The sequence below is a fragment of the Paenarthrobacter ureafaciens genome, from assembly GCF_004028095.1.
Taxonomy (GTDB): domain Bacteria; phylum Actinomycetota; class Actinomycetes; order Actinomycetales; family Micrococcaceae; genus Arthrobacter; species Arthrobacter ureafaciens.
Map to the genome: position 1 here is coordinate 613,424 of NZ_SBHM01000006.1, position 18,062 is coordinate 631,485.

General features: G+C 63.4%; 18 protein-coding genes. 7 read left to right on the forward strand and 11 right to left on the reverse strand.

Annotated elements, in window-relative coordinates; all coding sequences use genetic code 11:
* Window positions 1–18 precede the first annotated feature (18 nt).
* Together AUR_RS03900 and AUR_RS03905 are read right to left on the reverse strand one after the other, a co-directional pair.
* A complete protein-coding gene (locus tag AUR_RS03900) occupies window positions 19–1,110 on the reverse strand; it encodes an ABC transporter permease (RefSeq protein WP_062097278.1) in 1,092 nt (363 codons plus the stop codon).
* A 136-nt stretch (window positions 1,111–1,246) separates the two neighbouring features.
* Window positions 1,247–2,875, reverse strand: coding sequence for an ABC transporter substrate-binding protein (locus tag AUR_RS03905; protein WP_062097280.1), 1,629 nt, complete (start codon window positions 2,873–2,875; stop codon window positions 1,247–1,249).
* A gap of 204 nt (window positions 2,876–3,079) precedes the next feature.
* On the opposite strand from AUR_RS03905, the gene AUR_RS03910 reads away from it, so the two are divergent.
* On the forward strand, window positions 3,080–3,907 hold the full coding sequence (locus AUR_RS03910) for a caspase family protein (protein ID WP_021471851.1): 828 nt from the start codon (window positions 3,080–3,082) through the stop codon (window positions 3,905–3,907).
* Window positions 3,908–3,981: 74 nt separating this feature from the next.
* On the opposite strand, the gene AUR_RS03915 is transcribed toward AUR_RS03910, so the two are convergent.
* Both AUR_RS03915 and mnmA read right to left on the reverse strand, forming a co-directional pair.
* Window positions 3,982–5,613, reverse strand: a complete 1,632-nt coding sequence (locus AUR_RS03915) for a gluzincin family metallopeptidase (RefSeq protein WP_062097281.1) — start codon at window positions 5,611–5,613, stop codon at window positions 3,982–3,984.
* Window positions 5,614–5,695: 82 nt separating this feature from the next.
* Window positions 5,696–6,817 carry a tRNA 2-thiouridine(34) synthase MnmA gene (gene mnmA, locus AUR_RS03920; RefSeq protein ID WP_021471849.1) on the reverse strand — a complete coding sequence of 374 codons (1,122 nt, stop codon included), beginning with the start codon at window positions 6,815–6,817 and terminating at the stop codon, window positions 5,696–5,698.
* Window positions 6,818–6,993: 176 nt separating this feature from the next.
* Between mnmA and AUR_RS03925 the strand changes: the two genes are divergently transcribed.
* Window positions 6,994–8,247, forward strand: coding sequence for an NAD(P)/FAD-dependent oxidoreductase (locus AUR_RS03925; RefSeq protein WP_021471848.1), 1,254 nt, complete (start codon window positions 6,994–6,996; stop codon window positions 8,245–8,247).
* A gap of 36 nt (window positions 8,248–8,283) precedes the next feature.
* Here the strand turns inward: AUR_RS03925 and AUR_RS03930 are convergent, their stop codons facing one another.
* Both AUR_RS03930 and AUR_RS03935 read right to left on the reverse strand, forming a co-directional pair.
* On the reverse strand, window positions 8,284–9,510 hold the full coding sequence (locus AUR_RS03930) for a cysteine desulfurase family protein (RefSeq protein ID WP_062097283.1): 1,227 nt from the start codon (window positions 9,508–9,510) through the stop codon (window positions 8,284–8,286).
* 9 nt (window positions 9,511–9,519) lie between these two features.
* The gene (locus tag AUR_RS03935; RefSeq protein WP_062097286.1) at window positions 9,520–10,188 is read right to left on the reverse strand and encodes a helix-turn-helix transcriptional regulator; all 669 of its coding nucleotides are present in this window, start codon (window positions 10,186–10,188) and stop codon (window positions 9,520–9,522) included.
* 93 nt (window positions 10,189–10,281) lie between these two features.
* On the opposite strand from AUR_RS03935, the gene AUR_RS03940 reads away from it, so the two are divergent.
* Window positions 10,282–10,698, forward strand: coding sequence for a hypothetical protein (locus tag AUR_RS03940; RefSeq protein WP_062097288.1), 417 nt, complete (start codon window positions 10,282–10,284; stop codon window positions 10,696–10,698).
* A 12-nt stretch (window positions 10,699–10,710) separates the two neighbouring features.
* Here the strand turns inward: AUR_RS03940 and AUR_RS03945 are convergent, their stop codons facing one another.
* Window positions 10,711–11,382, reverse strand: coding sequence for a hypothetical protein (locus AUR_RS03945; RefSeq protein WP_062097290.1), 672 nt, complete (start codon window positions 11,380–11,382; stop codon window positions 10,711–10,713).
* Window positions 11,383–11,546: 164 nt separating this feature from the next.
* Between AUR_RS03945 and AUR_RS03950 the strand changes: the two genes are divergently transcribed.
* The 4 genes from AUR_RS03950 to AUR_RS03965 all read left to right on the forward strand — a co-directional run bounded on the left by AUR_RS03950 (window position 11,547) and on the right by AUR_RS03965 (window position 14,627).
* Entirely contained in the window at window positions 11,547–12,485 is a 939-nt protein-coding gene (locus AUR_RS03950) for a J domain-containing protein (protein WP_062097292.1), read from the forward strand.
* A gap of 35 nt (window positions 12,486–12,520) precedes the next feature.
* The gene (locus AUR_RS03955) at window positions 12,521–12,988 is read left to right on the forward strand and encodes a tRNA (cytidine(34)-2'-O)-methyltransferase (RefSeq protein ID WP_021471842.1); all 468 of its coding nucleotides are present in this window, start codon (window positions 12,521–12,523) and stop codon (window positions 12,986–12,988) included.
* 177 nt (window positions 12,989–13,165) lie between these two features.
* Window positions 13,166–13,768, forward strand: coding sequence for an ECF RNA polymerase sigma factor SigK (gene sigK / locus AUR_RS03960; RefSeq protein ID WP_031216344.1), 603 nt, complete (start codon window positions 13,166–13,168; stop codon window positions 13,766–13,768).
* 34 nt (window positions 13,769–13,802) lie between these two features.
* Window positions 13,803–14,627: an anti-sigma factor gene (locus AUR_RS03965; protein WP_021471840.1), complete on the forward strand. Its 825-nt coding sequence runs from the start codon at window positions 13,803–13,805 to the stop codon at window positions 14,625–14,627.
* Between the two features lie 19 nt (window positions 14,628–14,646).
* On the opposite strand, the gene AUR_RS03970 is transcribed toward AUR_RS03965, so the two are convergent.
* From AUR_RS03970 to AUR_RS03985, 4 genes are all read right to left on the reverse strand, one after another.
* Window positions 14,647–15,180 carry a gluconokinase gene (locus tag AUR_RS03970; protein WP_021471839.1) on the reverse strand — a complete coding sequence of 178 codons (534 nt, stop codon included), beginning with the start codon at window positions 15,178–15,180 and terminating at the stop codon, window positions 14,647–14,649.
* A 74-nt stretch (window positions 15,181–15,254) separates the two neighbouring features.
* Complete coding sequence (locus AUR_RS03975; protein ID WP_021471838.1) at window positions 15,255–16,034, reverse strand: PIG-L deacetylase family protein; 780 nt, start codon at window positions 16,032–16,034, stop codon at window positions 15,255–15,257.
* Window positions 16,035–16,038: 4 nt separating this feature from the next.
* Window positions 16,039–16,992, reverse strand: coding sequence for an electron transfer flavoprotein subunit alpha/FixB family protein (locus AUR_RS03980; protein ID WP_062097294.1), 954 nt, complete (start codon window positions 16,990–16,992; stop codon window positions 16,039–16,041).
* Between the two features lie 13 nt (window positions 16,993–17,005).
* A complete protein-coding gene (locus tag AUR_RS03985) occupies window positions 17,006–17,809 on the reverse strand; it encodes an electron transfer flavoprotein subunit beta/FixA family protein (RefSeq protein WP_021471836.1) in 804 nt (267 codons plus the stop codon).
* Window positions 17,810–18,062 lie beyond the last annotated feature (253 nt).

The following is an 18,062-nucleotide window of genomic DNA, read 5'->3' on the forward strand; positions in this document are numbered from 1 at the left end:
GTTCAGGAGTACTCAAGGTCAGTACCTCACTCGCGGGTCGATGAGGGCCGCAATAATGTCGACAATGAAGTTGGTGACGGCAACGATCACGGCCAAGAGCACCACGATGCCCTGGACGGCTACGAAGTCGCGGGCGTTCAGGTACTGCACCAGCTGGTACCCGAGGCCCTTCCACTCGAAGGTGGTTTCGGTGAGGATGGCGCCGCCGAGCATGAGCGCGATCTGCAGGCCCATGACCGTGATGATGGGGATCAACGCGGGCTTGTAGGCGTGCTTGGTGACCAGTCGGTACTCGCTGACACCCCGTGAACGCCCGGCTTCGACGTAGTCCTTGCCCAGCGTTCCGATGACGTTCGTCCGCACCAGGCGGAGGAACACACCGGCGGTCAACAAACCCAAGGCGATGGCCGGGAGTACGGCGTGGGAAACGATGTCGCCCAGTGCCGTGAAGTTTCCGCTCCTGATCGCATCAAGCCAATAGATGCCCGATGGCGCTGCAAGGTTGCTCATGGCCAACTCGGTCCGGGTGGAGGCCCTGCCCGCCACCGGGAACCAGCCGAGCCATACCGAAAACGTCAGTTTGAGGAGAAGGCCCGAGAAGAAGACGGGCGTGGCGTAGCAGAGGATCGCGAAGAGCCGCAGGACCGCGTCCGAAGCCTTGTCCCGATGCTGGGCCGCGATGAGTCCGAACGGAATGCCGACAGCGAGGGCCACGACCAGGGCGTTGATGCTCAATTCCAAGGTGGCCGCGCCGAAGGTGAAAAGTACCTCGACCACGGGACGGCGATCGGTAATGGTAGTGCCGAAGTTTCCGGTGATCAGCTGGCCAAGATACTCGAAGTATTGGACCAACACCGGCCTGTCGTAGCCGGCCTCATGGATACGCTGTGCGAGGACGTCCGGTGGGAGCCGCCCACCTTGGGCAGCGGTGATGGGGTCGCCGATGACCCGCATGAGGAAGAAGACCAGGGTCACCAGGATGAAGACCGTGGGGATGATCAGGAAGAACCTGACCACGATGTATCTGCCAAGTCCTCCCCCGGACCTGGATTTGCTGTTGGGTGTGACGACGCCGGGTTCGGCGTCAGGCACGTCAACGAGTGTTGTCATTTGCTACCTGCGATTCCTGCTTTGGTTCAGCGGAGTTTGGCTGGAGCGCCTGCCGGGCTTCGAGGAGAAGGTGGCTCAGCAAAGGGGGCGGGACACCGGATAAGTGTCCCGCCCCCTTCCCAGCGCAGAGGCGTGGTTACTTGGACACGGTTCCGAGGCGGAACTTGAAGGAAGCGTCCAACGTCTTGTCGACGCCGTTGACGCCGCTTCCGGCGATGGCCACCTGGGCGCCCTGAAGCAGTGGCAGCGTGGAAATATCCTTCGCCAAAGCGTTTTGGACCTCTTGGATGTCCTTCTCGCGCTTTGTCTTGTCGGCCTCCGTGAGCTGCTTGCTGATCAGTTCGTTCACCGTGGGGTTGTTGTAGTGGTTCTTGAGGAACCCGCCCTCGGGGAAGAACGGCGTCAGGTAGTTGTCAGCATCGCTGAAGTCGGGGAACCAGCCGAACTGGAACAGGGGGTACTCGTCGGCGCGGCTTGCCTTGCTGTACGTGACCCACTCGGTGGACTGCAGGTTGACGGTAAAGAGCCCGGACTTCTCGAGTTGTTCCTTGACCATCGCGTATTCGTCACCCGAGGATCCGCCGTAGTGGTCCGGGTTGTACTGCAGGTTGAGTGCCACCTTCTCGGTGATCCCGGCATCGGCAAGCACCTTCTTGGCCTTGTCCAGGCTGGGCTTGCCGTCCTCGCCGTAAGCATCCTTGAAGGACTGGTTTGCCCCGAGGAAACCGTTGGGGACGTTCGAGTAGAGCGGGAGGTAGGTGCCCTTGTAGACCTGGTCGGCAATGGCCTCCCGGTCAACGAGGTGTGCGATTGCCTGGCGGACCGCTGTGGCCTTGGCGGGGTCGGCGTCGGCGGCTTTGGTGCCGAAAGGCATGGTGTCGAAGTTGAAGGTGATGTAGCGGATTTCGCCACCCGGGCCGGTGACTACCTTGACCTTGGAGTCCTTCTTGAGGTCGTCGACGTCTGTGGCGCTCAGGCTCCGGAAGGCGACATCGATGTTGCCCTGCTGGATATCCAGCTTCAGGTTGGTGGGGCTGGCGTAGTACTTGATGGTCGCCTCGTCATTGGCCGGTTTCCCGAGGACTCCTTGGTAGTCCGGGAAAGCCTTGAAACTCACCAATTCGTTCTTCTTGTAGCTGTCAATCGTGTACTGCCCATGGAAAGCCTTGGCTTTGATAATGTCCTCATCCGGAAGCACAGCGTCTGCCGGGAAGACTTCGTCGTCCACAATCGGCGCGGCGGGGCTGCTCAGGATCTGCGCAAAGGTCTGGTCGTTGGCGAGCTTCAGTTTGAAGACCACGGTGTTCGCATCGGGGGCCGTGACGCTCTCGATGTTGGTCAGCAAAGATGACGGACCCGCGGGATCGGCAATCGCCACCTGCCGGTCGAAGGAGAACTTGACGTCCTTCGAGTCGAGGGTGTGCCCGTTGGCCCATTTCAGGTTGGGCTTGAGCTTGACGGTGTACTCGGTGGGCGCCGTAAAGGATGAGGACTCCGCCAGGTCCGGCTCGGGCTCCGCCCCGCCGGGTTTGGAGTTGAGCAGGAACGAATAGATCTGGTTCATCACCATGAATGAACCGTTGTCGTAGGAGCCTGCGGGATCCAAGGAGGTGACTTTGTCCGTAGTGCCATAAGCGATGGGTCCGGCTGCCGCCGGCGCGGAAGAAGATCCTCCGCCCGAGGGCCCTGTGCATGCAGTGAGTGCGAGCGCGGAAACGCCCGCGAGCGCGATAACGCCATGCAGGGCCTTCTTGTTCATTGCCATCTGTGAACCTTCTGTTCGATGGATTGGGCGCCCCATCAAGGGATGAATGTGACGGAGCGCACTCTTGATTCCACGATTCAATCAGACTTCCCACCCGAAAAAGCGGCAATTTTGTGATTCGAGATACAAAATTTACCTGCGAGTAGCTCAGGTGGAAGGGCGGGGACCATTGCCTGGCTCCCGCCCCGGGAATATCTTTGGCCCATGAGCAAGGCAGCCCTCTGCGTAGGCATCAACCAGTTCAAATTCCTGCCCCAATCAAGCTGGCTCCAAGGCTGCGTCAACGACGCCGAGGATCTGTCCGGCCTTTTGGGCTCCGCGTACGGTTTTCCCCCGAAGGAAGTCGTGGTCCTCCGGGATGCGAAAGCCACCAAGAAGAATGTCATGGCCGAACTCTCGCAACTGGTCGACAAGGCTGTGGACGGGACCGCAGACCACATCGTCTTGACGTTCTCCAGCCATGGAACCCAGATACCCGACACCAGCGGCGACGAGCCCGACCGCCTTGATGAGGCCTTCGCCTGCTACGACATCAACAATGCCGGCGATGCCTGGGATCCTGACACAGTGATCTCCGACGATGAACTGTCGGCAATTTTTGAACGCCTGCCCGATGGGGTCCTCATGGACGTCATCCTTGATACCTGTCACAGCGGAACCGGGCTTAAGTCCCTGGACCTGCTGCCCGGCAGGCGCCCGCGCTTCCTGCCGGCACCCACGCCCAGGGCCGTCATCGCCTCGGAAAACAGCGACGTCCGGACGCTCAGGGACATGGTCAAGGCGGCCAAGCACTCAAAACCCGTGCTGATGGCAGCTTGCAGGTCCGACCAAACAGCCGCCGATGCCTACTTCGACGGCCGGTATAACGGTGCCTTCACCTACCATCTGGCAAGGTCGCTCCAGAGTGACGGCTCGCTGGGACGTGCAGACCTCCTCAAACTCGTCAGCAAAGCGCTGAAAGCGGGGGGCTTTGACCAGGTGGCGCAACTGGAAGGCACGACGGCGGCCCGCAAGGCAGCGTGGGGAAGCTGACGTTGGGGGCAGGCCGCAGGAGGGCAGACATCGGTTCACGAAGGTCCGTCCAGCGCTTGTTTTCCCGGTGACGCCTACTCTCCAGTGGAGTGGAACTTGGCCTTGACTCCGGAGGAAGCGGCTTCCTCGATGTCGTGTTCCTCGTCCGAGCCGAACAGCAGCCCCTGCCGTTCCCTGTCCATGACCGGCTTCAGGGCCGCATAGACGAGGCGCCCGCCGGCGTCGAACCTCAGCAGCCCTCCCCCGCGGATGTCCACATACTCCCTGCGCGTTTTGAGGCCAAGCCGGACGAATGCTTCGCGCCTGCTCATCCGCACAGTCTGGATGAACGAGGCGCCGATTTCGGAGACAATGAACCCGTCCGGAGAGACCCTTTCCGATGTCCGGACGCGGGTGGAACTCAACGGAGTTCGGCGCTCCAAGCGGGCCGCGTCCAGGAGCCTCGGATTTTCCCAGACGAAACGCTGCACTTCCTGGGGGTCGGAGCCCAGCGCGGAAAGCCTGACGGGATACCGGAGCCCTTGGTAATTCTCCACGCCGCTGATGTTGTTCGACGACACCCGCCGGATGCCGATGGCCGAAAACTCGGCCTGCAGCGCTTCGCGGTAACCATGCGGGTCCTCGGGCACCATGTCCAGGTCCGCCGCGATGATCCCGCGCAGTAGGTCACGCCACCCGACGTCAACGGGAGGCATATAGGAGAGCCCCCTGATCACCATCCGCAATACCCTCGTGGCAACAATAGAACCGGACTCCGCTTTTTGGTGCAGGCTCTGCGCTTCCCCGAAACGGTTGTTCCGCTCGGACCACAATTTCTGCACGGCACGGAGCACGGCCCCCACTACGACGGCTCCCCTCGCATGGGGCTCCGGGAACTGCTGCCAATTCTCCGGAACTGCGCCGACAAACGGCTCCCGCAACGGCCCGCGCGCGAACAGGTCACGGGCAAAGTCGAACAGCGAGCGCAGCAATAAGGCATCATCCACCGCTTGGCCCGCTTCGAAGCCTCCGGCAGCTGCCTCCAGCTGGCGGTACACGATGTCCCGGGAAGAGAAAACGGACAATATTGCCACCAGGTCGGCCAAGGCCTCGTGCATGGCCAGCTGCTCCAACGTAGCCAGTTGGTCCGCCCAGGCCGGCCTGAACCCGTCGAGGATCGCGTGGGTCACCTCGTGGGCCACGATGTCCCGGTAGAGGGCCGTGGGCACCTTGTAACCCATACGGTCAACGGAACCGAAGCGGATGGTGTTGCTCCCGCGCTCGTAGCCGGTGTCTGTTGCCGTGACCAGGTCCCGGGCCTTGAGGATCAGCCTGCCCTCCGGGTTCCACGGCATGCGACGGCCCAAGGTGGTCTCGAAAATATCCAGGGTGTGCATGGCCACCCCGTAAACGTGCTGGGCCAGGAAGCGGGTGTCATCCAGGAGTTCGCGAAGGTCCGACGGCGGAGGCTCGGACAACAGCTGCCATGGATCGCCTTTGCTGGTCAGGGTCACCGGGGAAACGGTCGTGCCCCGCCATTTACGGATGTGGACGGCGTAGCGATTGCCTGTCGGACCGCGGCGAAGACGTTCTACGGGTATCCTGACCTGGGCGGTCAGCGGCGGCGATCCCGCTGCGCCTATGGGCCCTTCCGCGAGGACGGTCACTGAGACCGTCTGCCCCGCCTTGATGTCACCAGGGCTCTTCTTCGGAAATGCCACCGCCATCGCCGTCCCCATTGCGGACCCCACCGCAGCGGATACGCTGCTGAGGCAAGTATGGGCGTCCGCCCGCCTGTCAGGCAACCAGCTAGAGGGCGGCCCTCTGCAGTGAGCGGGCGACGTCGATGGTTGCCTGTCCGAGAACGCGGCTGCCCTGGTACAGGACCACCGTCTGCCCGGGCGCGACTCCGCGCAAGGAATCGGTCAAGGTGACCACAAGTTCAGTCCGTTCAACACCGGCATCGTCCTGGACCGACTCGACCCGGGCCGTTGCCGGAACCGGATCACCGTGGGCCCTGACCTGGGCGTGGCACGGGAACTGCTCGCCTGTCGCGACCTCCGCGATCGGCAGGCCTGCCCACGACACCTTGATCCCCCGGATCTCATCGATGGCCAGCAACGCCTCCGGGCCAACCACAACCTTGTTTTCCTTGGGACGGATTTCAAGGACGAACCGTGGCTTGCCGTCGGCTGCCGGGGTACCCAGCTTCAAACCACGGCGCTGCCCTACTGTGAAGGCGTTGGCCCCCGGGTGCTCGCCGACCTTCTTGCCGGTTTCATCAACGATGTCTCCGGTGGTCATCTCGATTTTTTCGGCAAGCCAGCCCCGGGTGTCGCCGTCGGAGATGAAGCAGATATCGTGGCTGTCCGGCTTGTTGGCCACGGAAAGGCCGCGCCGTTCCGCTTCGGCCCGCACCTCGGCCTTGGAGGGGGTGTCAGCCAGGGGGAACATGGAATGCTTCAACTGCTCATGGGTAAGGACGCCCAGGACGTAGCTCTGGTCCTTTGCCCAGTCCGCGGCACGATGCAACTCCCGGTTGCCGTCCGCATCCTCAATGACCTTGGCATAATGGCCGGTGCACACGGCATCAAAGCCCAGGGCGATGGCCTTTTCAAGGAGCGCAGCGAACTTGATGCGTTCGTTGCAGCGCATGCAGGGGTTCGGCGTCCGACCTGCCGCATACTCATCAATGAAGTCCTGGACGACGTCTTCCTTGAAGCGTTCCGAGAAGTCCCAGACGTAGTACGGGATCCCCAGGACATCGCAGGCGCGCCAGGCATCGCGGGAGTCCTCGATGGTGCAGCAGCCACGGCTTCCCGTCCGGAGGGTTCCAGGCATGCGCGACAACGCCAGATGGACTCCGACGACGTCATGCCCGGCCTCAACTGCCCGGGCGGCTGCTACAGCGGAGTCAACTCCGCCGCTCATTGCTGCAAGTACTCGCATGCTGGCTTTCTGTGATGGGGATTGGTGGCACGGATCCGGCTCAGATCAGTCGGCGCGCCCATCTATTCTAGCCGATTCATTTGAGCGGACAGTTTTCCTTGACTGCCGTCCCCGACGCTTCTAAAGTCAAAGAGACCAGTTTTAGAATCGGAGTTGACATGGCAACTGAACCAATGGTCATAGCCGGCGGAGGCCTGGCTGGCGCTACCGCCGCCAAGACACTGCGCACTGAAGGGTTCGAAGGACCCATAACCCTCCTTGCGGCCGAGCCCCGGATTCCCTACCTCCGCCCTCCGCTCTCCAAAGAGTTCCTCCTGGGAAAGGCCGATGAGGAATCGGTGCCGGTCATGCCCTCGCAGTGGTACGTGGAAAACGGCGTGGAACTCCTCACGGGCACTTCCGCGACAGCCATTGATACCAGGGAGCACTCGGTCGCCCTGGACGACGGGAGCCTCCGGCAGTACGCCAAGTTGCTGCTGGCAACAGGAGCCCAACCCCGGCGCATCCCCCTCCCCGGCTCGGAACTTGAAGGCGTGATGACGTTCCGGACCTTCGACGACAGCATCCGCTTGCGTTCGCTCCTGGAGCAAGGCGGACGGCGGGTGGTCATGATCGGTTCAGGATGGATCGGCATGGAACTCGCGGCGGCGGCACGGAGCTACGGCAACGAGGTCACCCTGCTTGGCCTGGAGGACATCCCGCTGAGCACAGCCATCGGCCCCGAACTGGGCACCTACTTCCGGGGGCTGCACGAAGACAACGGAGTCAGATTCCATCTGTCGGCCAGTGCGGTTTCCATCGAAGGACGCGGCGGGCACGCCTCGTCCGTCACCACCAACACCGGGGCTGAGATTCCAGCGGACCTGGCGATCATCGCCGTCGGCGTCGCTCCCGACACGGCACTGGCCGAAGCGGCGGGCCTTGAGGTGCGCAACGGCGTCGTAGTGGATGCCTCACTGCGCACCAGCGCACCGGACGTCCTCGCAGCCGGAGACGTAGCCAATGCGCTGCACCCCTTTACCGGTGAGCACCACCGCAGCGAGCACTGGGCCAACGCCCTCAACGGGGGAAAGGTGGCGGCCAAATCCATGCTGGGCCAGGACGCCGTCCTCGACGCGGTCCCGTACTTCTATACAGACCAGTTCACCCTCAGCATGGAATACTCCGGTTTTCCGTCACTCACTACCGGCATCGAGCCCGCCATCAGGGGCTCAATGGAGGACGGGAGCTTTACCGCATTCTGGATCCGGAACGCCCAGGGCGGCACGGGTCAGGTGGTGGCAGGGATGAGCGTTAACCAGAGGCGGGTCCAGAAACCGATCAAGGCGTTGATTTCAGGGCGCGTCCCCGTAGACGTATCGCGACTCCTGGATCCGGCCAACCCCTTGGAGGAGTTTGCGGCTGCTGCATAGCAGGAGGTCCCGCAACCCATCCGCAGACCGCGCAAGCTAGGCCCGGATACCGTTCCGGGCTTCGGTGGCGGCCGTCTGGATGCTCGATTCATGGCCGGCCATACCCGCCTGGCGTGCCCGCGCGTACGCATCCGGCAGTGCTTTCAATAGGGCTTCCACGTCAGCGTCTGTGGACGAATGGCCCAGACTGAACCGCTGAGCGCCCCGCGCGGTGTCTTCGTCCAAGCCCATGGCGAGCAGGACATGGGAGGGCCGGGGAACTCCCGCGGTGCAGGCAGAACCGGTGGAGGACTCGACTCCGGCCAGGTCAAGCAGGAACAGCAACGAATCACCTTCGCAGCCGGGGAACGTGAAGTGGGCATTGCCGGGCAAGCGACCTTGAGCCGGAGCGCCGCGCAGCACTGCCTCAGGAATTACCTTCTGCACGCCGGCAATGAGGCGGTCACGCAACGAGCCGAGCCGCCCGGCTTCGCCGTCCAGATTGGCGACGGCGGCCTCAGCGGCAGCAGCGAAGGCCGCAATGGCCGGGGTGTCCAGCGTCCCTGAGCGCACGTCGCGCTCCTGGCCGCCGCCATGCTGCACGGGCGTCAGGGAGACGGCCCGGCCCAGGAAAAGGGCGCCCACACCTACGGGTCCGCCGATCTTGTGGCCGGAGACCGACATGGCCGCCAGGCCGGAGGAGCGGAAGTCCAAAGGCACGGCGCCGAAAGCCTGCACGGCATCCGCATGAACCGGAATTCCGTGGCGGGCCGCCAGCCGGACGACGTCCGGGATGGGCTGGATGGACCCTACCTCGTTGTTGGCCCACATGACGGTCACCAAGGCCACAGAGCCGGGATCACGCTCAATTTCGCTCTCAACGGCGTCCAACCGGACCACGCCTTGAGCGTCAACAGGAAGCCAGGCAACCTCGGCACCTTCGTGCCGCTCGAGCCATTCCACCGCGTCCATGACGGCGTGATGCTCGATGGCGGAGCAGAGTATCCGTGTCCGCTTCGGGTCCGCGTCCCGCCGGGACCAATACAAGCCCTTGACGGCCAGGTTGTCGGCCTCCGTACCGCCGGAGGTGAAGATGACTTCGGAAGGATGCGCACCCGCGGCAGCGGCAAGCGTTTCACGGGCCTCTTCCACCGTCCGTCGCGCCCGGCGTCCCGCACTGTGCAGGGAGGAAGGATTTCCCGTCCGGGCAAGTTCGCGGGTCATGACGGCGAGCGCTTCGGCCGACATGCTGGTGGTGGCGGCGTGGTCAAGGTATACGGGCACCCTGCAATTCTATCGAGCTGCGGTGATGCGGGCGCAGCAGTGGCCGGGCCCCGGATCGGGCACCACGGAGTCAGCCGGCAGCCCGGACGACTCCGCTGCCCCCTTGAGCAACGCTCCGTTCATGGCACACACCACCTCCGCATGGTCGCGGGACAGCCGGTGAAACGGACAATTGAGCAGCCTGTATCCACCGCTGCCGTCCTCCACGGGTTCGTACCCAAGATCGGCCAGGACGGCTGAAAATTCTCCGGGCCGTCCGGATTCGCGTCCCCTGCCGTGGGCAGCCGCTTCAAGGGCCTCCGCAACGGACCCGCCGTTGCCAAGAGATGTGGAGATGGCACGCGCCATGACGTCCCCGGCAAGGTCATAGTGCCGGTCCGGAACCGAAGCGCCCACTTCATCCACGGCCGTCCGGTAGAACTTCGAAGGCCGCCCGGAACCCGGACCACTTTTGGCCGAGGTTTTCCGGAACTCAACCTGCAGCACTCCGTCACGGACCAATCGATCCAGGTGGAAGGACGCGGTACTGCGCGGGATACCCAGTACTTCTGCCGCCTGGTCCCGCCCCACTGCATCGCCCGCGTCGCCAACATACCTGAAGAGGGCACGGCGGTTCACGTCGTCCATGGAAGCCAGCGCCGCAATCCTGGCGAGCCACGGTGCCTTTTGCTTGCTCATGGTTCAAGACTATCTCTAAAAACAACATTCGTTGATTCATCATCCCGGCGATTCTAAAATCAAGATACCTATTTATAGAAAGAGAGCATCGCCATGAAACCTTCAACTGCACACGCCGTCTCCACCACCACGGTGTTGGAGGACCGCACATCCCGTCAGGCGTTCGTCTTGCTGCGCACCATCTTTACGGTGGCGCCCATCCTGTTCGGCTTGGACAAGTTCACCAACCTGCTCACGGACTGGACCGCCTATCTGGCGCCCGCGGCGACCACCGTCATCCCGGTTCCGGCCCAGACCTTCATGTATGGCGTGGGCATCATCGAGATCATTGCCGGCATCATCGTCGCCCTGCGGCCACGGATAGGCTCGGTCATTGTGGCCTTGTGGCTTCTGGGGATCATCGTCAACCTGCTGGTGTTGGGCAGCTTCTTCGACGTCGCCCTGCGGGACTTCGGCCTCCTGGTTGGCGCCCTGGCCTTGAACCGGCTTGCTTCAAGGCACGGGAAGTAGTCCGGCAGGTGCTCAGGCGGGTGGTACCAGTACCACGCCGGATTCGACGTCGGCCCTCGCCTTGGCCAGGGCGGCGTCATCGGGGCACGTGATGGACACGTAAACGGACGCGGCCGGGCCGCTGAACAGCCGACCCAAAACCACTGCGGAAGCACCACCATTTGCCGCTGAGGATTCCAGCGCCAGCAGTTCCACTTTCCTCAGCGGCTTGTCCGTATCCTGCCCCCAACGAAGTGTCACCGGCGTCAGCCGGCCGGGGTCGATCGCGGGATTCATGTACTGGAACACGGCCTTTGTGGAGGCCTCGTCGTTTCCGGCTTCGACAAGGGGCCCTTGATTGATCGAGACGCGGGTGACCGCCACGCAGCCATCGGACTTCTTATATTCGTCCTCGCCCTGCTTTGCTGCATGGACCAACGACCATCCCGGGACTTCCTGCAACTTGGACTCCATGGTCACCGGATCCCCCGGTACCAGGCTGGCCCCGGCGCTCAACGGCAGATCCTTCGCCGCGACAGCAGCTGCATCGTGGCCGGGCGTAATAGTCGGTGTCGATAACGTGGATTCCACCGGCGACGGCTTCGGAGCGGCCGGGTCAGGTACGTTGACGCTACAGGCGCCGAGGACTGCGGCTGATGCCACGGCACCCAAGCCAAGCAGCCGTCGTCGAACATTGCGTACCACTGTTGCTCCTCACTCGCTGTCCTGCCCGACTGAGTCTAGCCGCCCTGCCGGGAACCAGAGCCACCGCTGCGAACGTTCAACTGTTGGCTGGATAAACTGGCCGAACCGCGCCCCTCCTCTGTGGATGCAAGGAGGGACGCACCAGACTAGAGAAGGGCCTGTGCTTGGCCGAGGGCAACAGTTCGCATTACCAGGTCCTTCGCGTGTCCGTCACCGCGACGGACAAGGAGATCAAACAGGCCTACCGCAAGGCCGCCAGGAAGGCACACCCGGACCATGGCGGAGACGCTGAGATCTTCCGCCGGGTTACCTTGGCCTACGAAACCCTGATCGACCCGCGCCGCCGGGCGGAGTACGACCGCAGGTACGCCGCCAATACCCCGGCCCCGGGCCGTTCCGGAGCAGCAGCTTACGAGGGACCTGCCAGCGGGTCCGCCACTTCCGCAGGAGTCAGGCGCCCGCAGTCCCCCCGCAACACCGCCGGGGACGCCCCGGTGTACGTTCCCGCGTTCGATGACCCCAACGAAGTTCCCCTCATTTCCCGGGCAGAGGCCGTGCAGCAAGTGCATGGCATGCCCCGCAGGCGGGGCATCTTCGGGGCAGAAGCCCGTATCCAGCGGGAAACGCGGACAGTCCAGCTCATCAGCAAACAGGTCCTGTCAGCTATTCCTGCGGCCAGGCTCATCAACGGGCTGCGGTCCCCGTCGGACAACAACCACATTGACCACGCGGTGCTGTCCGGATACCGGCTCGCCCTGGTCGGCTCGATGCTGCTCCCCAAGGGTGCCTATGCCTGGGACGGCCAATCGTTGCGCCACGGCGGCCGCTCCATCGCTCCCCCGCAACTGGCCCACATCGTCAGGCACATGCAGGACCTTTTTCCCGAGCTCAACGTCACCGGGTGGGTTGTCCTGCACAGCCCCGACGGCAATCTGCACGAGCCCGTGATCGACCACTACGGCAAATCCCGTTCCGGAGGCGGAGTAGAAATAGTCAACGGTGCAGGCCTGGCCCGGGGGCTCAAGCAGTTCCTCAGTTCCGGGCCGGCGCCGAACACCGTGGTTGTGCCGGTCCTGGCACGCTTGCTGCGGGGCATGCACTGACCTGCAGCCGCTCCCGGCATCGCTAGGATGGGACGGTGTTCCGCATCCTCTTCCACACTCCCGAAATTCCCGGCAATACCGGAAATGCCATCCGCCTTGCCGCCATCACCGGCGCTGAGCTCCACCTGGTTGAGCCGCTGGGCTTCGACTTCTCGGACGCAAAACTTCGCCGTGCCGGCCTCGATTACCATGACCTCGCCGTCGTGACCGTTCATCAGGACATTGACGCCGCTTGGGCTGCACTCCAGCCGCAACGCGTCTTCGCATTCACGTCCGACGGCGACACAACCTACACGGATATCGCGTACCAAGAGGGCGACGTACTGCTCTTCGGGCCCGAATCCGTCGGCTTGCCTGAGTGGTTGAAGCAGGACCCGCACGTCACCGCACGCGTCCGGCTGCCCATGCTTCCTTCCCTGCGCTCGCTCAACCTGGCCAACGCAGCGTCCATCGCCGTGTTCGAGGCATGGCGCCAGAACGGCTTCGCCGGAGCCAAACTGTAGCCATCCGGACCGGCTGCGGCTCCGAATACCTGATGCGGGAAAAAGCCGCCGAAGGCCGGGAAGGAGACGCATGTGAGTACGCTGGAGAGGGGCATGCCGCCACGCAATGTTCCAGCGACAGTATCTGGGCCCGGTTGGCCTGCACGTCAGCCCTTGGACAACATATGCTTGAACGTGATGGACACCCCCAACAACCCCGCTCCCCCGGTTTTTGAAACCGCCCCGGCAACTGACGTGGGTTCGCAGTTGGCCGGTTTGCTTGAGTTGGTTGCCAACGGCGACCAGCAGGCCTTTGCGGATTTCTACCGGCTCACCTCCCGACGCGTTTACGGGATGGCCAAACGCGTCCTGATCGACCCGGACCTCAGCGAGGATGCCACCCAGGAAGTTTTCATGCAGGTGTGGCAGGGCGCTGCCAAGTTCGATTCCTCGGCGGGAAGCCCCATGGCCTGGTTGATGACCATCGCCCACCGCCGGGCCATTGACCGCGTCCGGGCAGTCCAGGCCGCCTCGGACCGCGAAGCCAGGTACAGTGCGGCAAGCCAGGATCCCGACCATGACGTCGTGGCCGAGGAAGTTGGAACCAACCTCGAAGCCGAAGCTGTGAGCCGCTGCCTGGGAACACTGACCGAAACCCAGCAGGAGTCTGTCCGGTTGGCCTATTACGGCGGCCTCACGTATCGGGAAGTCGCAGAAAAACTCGGCGCAGCCGTGCCGACCATCAAGTCCCGGATCCGGGACGGCCTCCTGCGCCTCAAGACGTGCTTGGGGGTGGGCTGACTTGAGCGAAAGCAGTGGAGGATTCATCCGCAAAATGTTCGCGAACGACATCGCAACCGACCTGGCCGAAGGCCGTGTCCTGGAGTTGGCAGAACTCTATGCCTTGGACGCTGTTACGGATTCCGAACGTGCTTTGATCGATGACTACATCAAGGACGCTCCCGAAGGACCTGAGTTCCTTGAGCGCGTCCGGCAGGCCCGGGAAACATTGGCCATCAGTTTTACCGCCGAAGAAGAGCCCCCGGCCCGCCTGTTCCACGACTTGATGGAAAAGATCGCCCACGAGCCCCGCGCCCAGGGAGTTGACGCCGAACAAGGGCCGGGCGCAGCTGTGGTGGTTGACAAACCTGCAGCACCGGCCGCCGTCGCGGATCTTGACGAAGCACGGACCAAACGCGCCGAAAGACGTCGCCTTGGGGGTGCCCGTGGCTGGTTGATCGGAGCTGCAGCCGCAGCTGTCATCGCCGTGGCCGGCGTCGGCATCGGCGGCTACATGGCAGGCCAGAACGATCCCGTCGCCCAGGTCCTCCAAGCCCAGGACGTGCAGAAGAAGACGGCCGACGTTCCCGGCGGCGGCACCGCCACCATCTCGGCGTCGTCTGCGAAAGACTCCTTCGTGGTCCTTATGGACGGCGTAGCCCCTGCCCCATCAGGCAAGGTGTATCAGCTGTGGACCCTCCCCAAGGACGGTTCGGCTCCTGTCCCGCAAGGCACCATGGATGCCGAAACCCTCTCAAAGCCTGCTGTGGTGAAGGGACTTTCCGCGGCGTCTTCCGTGGCAATTACGGTGGAGCCCACCGGCGGATCGCAGGCCCCCACCAGCGACCCGGTCCTGGTGGTACCGCTCGGCTCCGCTTGATTGCAGGCACCCGCCCGCGTCAGCCCGCGCCGGCGCCAACCGGGTGGAGACCAAGGCGTTCGATGACCTCGTCCGCCTCTTCGGCGGGCGAGGCCGAAACACACAGCGAAACGTAGTTCTCGTCCTCGGTCGGTTCTTCGAGCGCTTCGAACTGCGATTCAAGGAGGGACGTCGGCATGAAATGACCGTGCCGGGAAGCAAGCCGGTCCGAGATCCTGTCCTTGCTGCCTTGCAGGAACACGAAGACCACGCCCTCGCCCCGGAGGACGTCCCGGTACTTCTTCTTCAGGGCGGAGCACGTAATGATGGCCGGAGTGCCTGCGGCAGTGTGCGCTTTGATCCAGTCCGCGATGGTGCCGAGCCACGGCCAGCGGTCCTCGTCAGTGAGCGCCTGTCCCGCGTGCATCTTTGCCACATTTGCTTCCGGATGCAGGTCGTCGCCCTCGGCCAGGTCCCAGCCAAGCTTGCCTGCGAGCACGCCCGCTACCGTCGACTTGCCGGAACCGGAGACCCCCATGATCACCAGAACGGGCTGTTGTGCAGTCTTCGCCATCAAAGTCCGCCTTCCTCAAATAAATATGATTTAACCGAGGTCAAGCATATGGCAGGGGTTACATCAGGGCAATATCAGAACCCTGCTATGGTGCTGTTTCCGTTGACAGCCACCACGTGGAACGCCTCAGCACTCCGGCCTTCAGGGAAGCCCGCGCGTCCTCCGTTCGCGATCAGGTTGTTCCGCACCACGCGTTCCATGTGCGCCACGTCGGGATGCTGGCTCGCATGGATCCGGATGGCCGCCAGCTTCGAGTCCACGTGGTCCGTGACGTCAACAAAGTGGTTTTCCAGCGATCCGGGGCTGGAAATGAACCATAGCCAGGGCAGCTTGTAAGCCTCTAGGCCGGCCTCGGCGAGTTCCGGGTAGGCGAACGGGTTCTCTACCGCAGGATAGATTGCCCGTGTCACGGCCTCGCCCGCTGCCAGATGGTCGGGGTGGCTCTTCTGGATCCGGTCCCAGTTCCGTTCAGGGTGCATCGTCAGGACAATCTGGGGACGGATCCGGCGGATCAGTTCCACCACCCGCCTGATGACCTCGTGTGTCGGCTCCAAGTACCCGTCCCGCTCATGCAGGTAGTGGATATCCTGCACTCCTACCAGGGAAGCCGCGTGCCGTTGTTCCTCGGCCCGGAGCCCAATGATGCGCTCACGGTCCACGGGATCAAACCCGCCCGCGTCACCGTCGGTCATGATGCAGTAACTTACCTGGACGCCCGCAGCGGTCCAGGCAGCAATGGTGCCGGCAGCTCCGAAGTCGATGTCATCCGGGTGGGCAGTAAAACAAAGCACCCGCTCAACGCGCTCCGTGGAGGCATTGAACGGGCTCTTCGATGACGAAACGTCAAAAGCCAAGGAACTAGCCCTTCCGCTTCTTGATCTCGGCTGTAGCCTGGGGCAGGACCTTGAAGAGGTCTCCAACGATCCCGAAGTCGGCGATCTCGAACACCGGAGATTCGGCATCCTTGTTGATGGCCACGATTACCTTGGAGGTCTGCATGCCGGCCTTCTGCTGGATCGCTCCGGAGATACCCGCAGAGATGTAGAGCTGTGGCGAGACGGTGACGCCGGTCTGGCCCACTTGGGCGTCGTGGCCGATCCAACCGGCATCCGTTGCGGCTCGTGAAGCGCCAACGGCAGCCCCCAGGACGTCCGCCAGTTCCTCCAGCGGTCCGAAGTCGCCATCAACACCGCGGCCACCTGCCACCACGATCCGGGCCTCGCTCAGGTCCGGACGGCCGGAGGCAGGCTTGGCCTCGCGGGATGAGATGCGCGCTGCCGCCGCGGTAGCGTCGGCCGGAACTTCCACCTTGGCAACCTCCGGCGTGGTAGCGGTATCTGCAGGCTGCGGTTCAATCAAGTTCGCCTTGACAGTCAGCACGGCAACTGGCGTCGTGGCCTTGGCGGAGGTGTTGTAGGAGCCGGCCAGGACAGACTTATGGGCTGTCCCATCGGCTTCCACGCCAACAACATCCGTGATGACTCCGGCGCTGAGCTTGATGCCCAGCCGCCCGGAGATCTCCTTGCCCTCCGGCGAGTTTTCGAGGAGCACGCGGGTTGCTCCCGAAGCCGCTACAGCGGCGGCAAGGTAAGCGGCCTTGGGCCCCACAAGGTAATCGCCCAGATCGTTCGACGACGGCTGGTACACGGCAGTGACGCCATAGGCGCCCAGGGTCGCCGCGGCGTCGTCGTTCAGTTCACCGTTGACCGCCACGGCGGTCTCCCCCAGCTGGCGGGCGAGAGTCAGGAGTTCCAGGCTGCTCTTCTTGAGCGATGCTCCCGGGTTGTCAATGAAAACAAGTGCGTTTGCCATGTGTGCAGTCCTCTTAGAGCAGCTTCTGTGCGGCCAGGAAGTCGACCAGCTTGATGCCGGCGTCGCCTTCGTCATTGATGATGGTGCCTGCTGTCCGCGGCGGCCGGGCCTCTGCCGTTTCCACCACGGTCCAGGATCCGGCGAGACCCACCTGGGAGGCATCAACTCCAACGTCGGCCAGCGTCAGGGACGCGATCTTCTTCTTCTTGGCGGCCAGGATGCCCTTGAAGTTGGGGTACCGGGGCTCGTTGATCTGATCGGTGACAGAGACGAGCGCGGGCAGCTGCGCTTCCACTGTTTCCGAGTGCGTCCCCGCATCCCGGCGTGCCACGGCAGTGCGGCCGTTGACCTCCAATGTGGAGGCGAAGGTGAGCTGCGGGAGGCCGAGGCGCTCGGCCAGCTGCGCGGGAACCAAGGACGTCTCCCCGTCCGTGGAAGCCATGCCCGTCAGGACCAGGTCCACGGGACGTCCGTCGGAGGAGATGTGGCGGATGGCGGCGGCAAGGGCCAAGGACGTGGCAGCGGCGTCGGATCCTGCCAAGGCGTCATCGCTCAGGTGCACTCCGGAGTAGGCACCGATCTGCAGCGACTTCTTGACGGAGTTCACGGCCCCGGAGGGCCCCATGCTCAGTGCGATGACCTCGTTGCCGGCCTTGGCGCCGCCGCGTTCCTCAGCAAGTTGCAGCGCGGCCTCGAGGGCGTATTCATCCAGTTCGGACAAGATACTTTCGTCACGGTCCGTGGTGTTGCCCGGTCCTGTGATGTGCCGGTCGAACTGGGCGTCCGGGACGTGCTTGACCAGAACGACAATCTTCAATGTCTCTTCCACTGTCTTCGAAGCAGCCTTCCATGCTTGTGGACGGCCAACCGCAGTAAACGTGGCCGTGAAACGCCCAAACGCGTGGGCTCCCCCTAGCTAAGCATATTGCCCGCAAAAAACCATTGCGGGGTTAACTCCTGTTTCAGGATCGGTCCTCGCCCGCGGCCGACGCCCGGAGCGGGAGGGCACCATGGGTTGGTTGCCAACCGCAGGTGCCCCCCGCCGTCGTACTTTACGTTGGGTCCAGCTT

Coding starts and splice junctions, on each gene's coding strand:
- AUR_RS03900 (WP_062097278.1), bottom strand. CDS start 1,110: ATGACAACACTCGTTGACGTGCCTGACGCCGAACCCGGCGTCGTCACA.
- mnmA (WP_021471849.1), bottom strand. CDS start 6,817: ATGAGCGGCGGAGTTGACTCCGCTGTAGCAGCCGCCCGGGCAGTTGAG.
- sigK (WP_031216344.1), top strand. CDS start 13,166: ATGGACACCCCCAACAACCCCGCTCCCCCGGTTTTTGAAACCGCCCCG.
- AUR_RS03940 (WP_062097288.1), top strand. CDS start 10,282: ATGAAACCTTCAACTGCACACGCCGTCTCCACCACCACGGTGTTGGAG.
- AUR_RS03910 (WP_021471851.1), top strand. CDS start 3,080: ATGAGCAAGGCAGCCCTCTGCGTAGGCATCAACCAGTTCAAATTCCTG.
- AUR_RS03965 (WP_021471840.1), top strand. CDS start 13,803: ATGTTCGCGAACGACATCGCAACCGACCTGGCCGAAGGCCGTGTCCTG.
- AUR_RS03925 (WP_021471848.1), top strand. CDS start 6,994: ATGGCAACTGAACCAATGGTCATAGCCGGCGGAGGCCTGGCTGGCGCT.
- AUR_RS03915 (WP_062097281.1), bottom strand. CDS start 5,613: ATGGCGGTGGCATTTCCGAAGAAGAGCCCTGGTGACATCAAGGCGGGG.
- AUR_RS03970 (WP_021471839.1), bottom strand. CDS start 15,180: ATGGCGAAGACTGCACAACAGCCCGTTCTGGTGATCATGGGGGTCTCC.
- AUR_RS03935 (WP_062097286.1), bottom strand. CDS start 10,188: ATGAGCAAGCAAAAGGCACCGTGGCTCGCCAGGATTGCGGCGCTGGCT.
- AUR_RS03980 (WP_062097294.1), bottom strand. CDS start 16,992: ATGGCAAACGCACTTGTTTTCATTGACAACCCGGGAGCATCGCTCAAG.
- AUR_RS03905 (WP_062097280.1), bottom strand. CDS start 2,875: ATGGCAATGAACAAGAAGGCCCTGCATGGCGTTATCGCGCTCGCGGGC.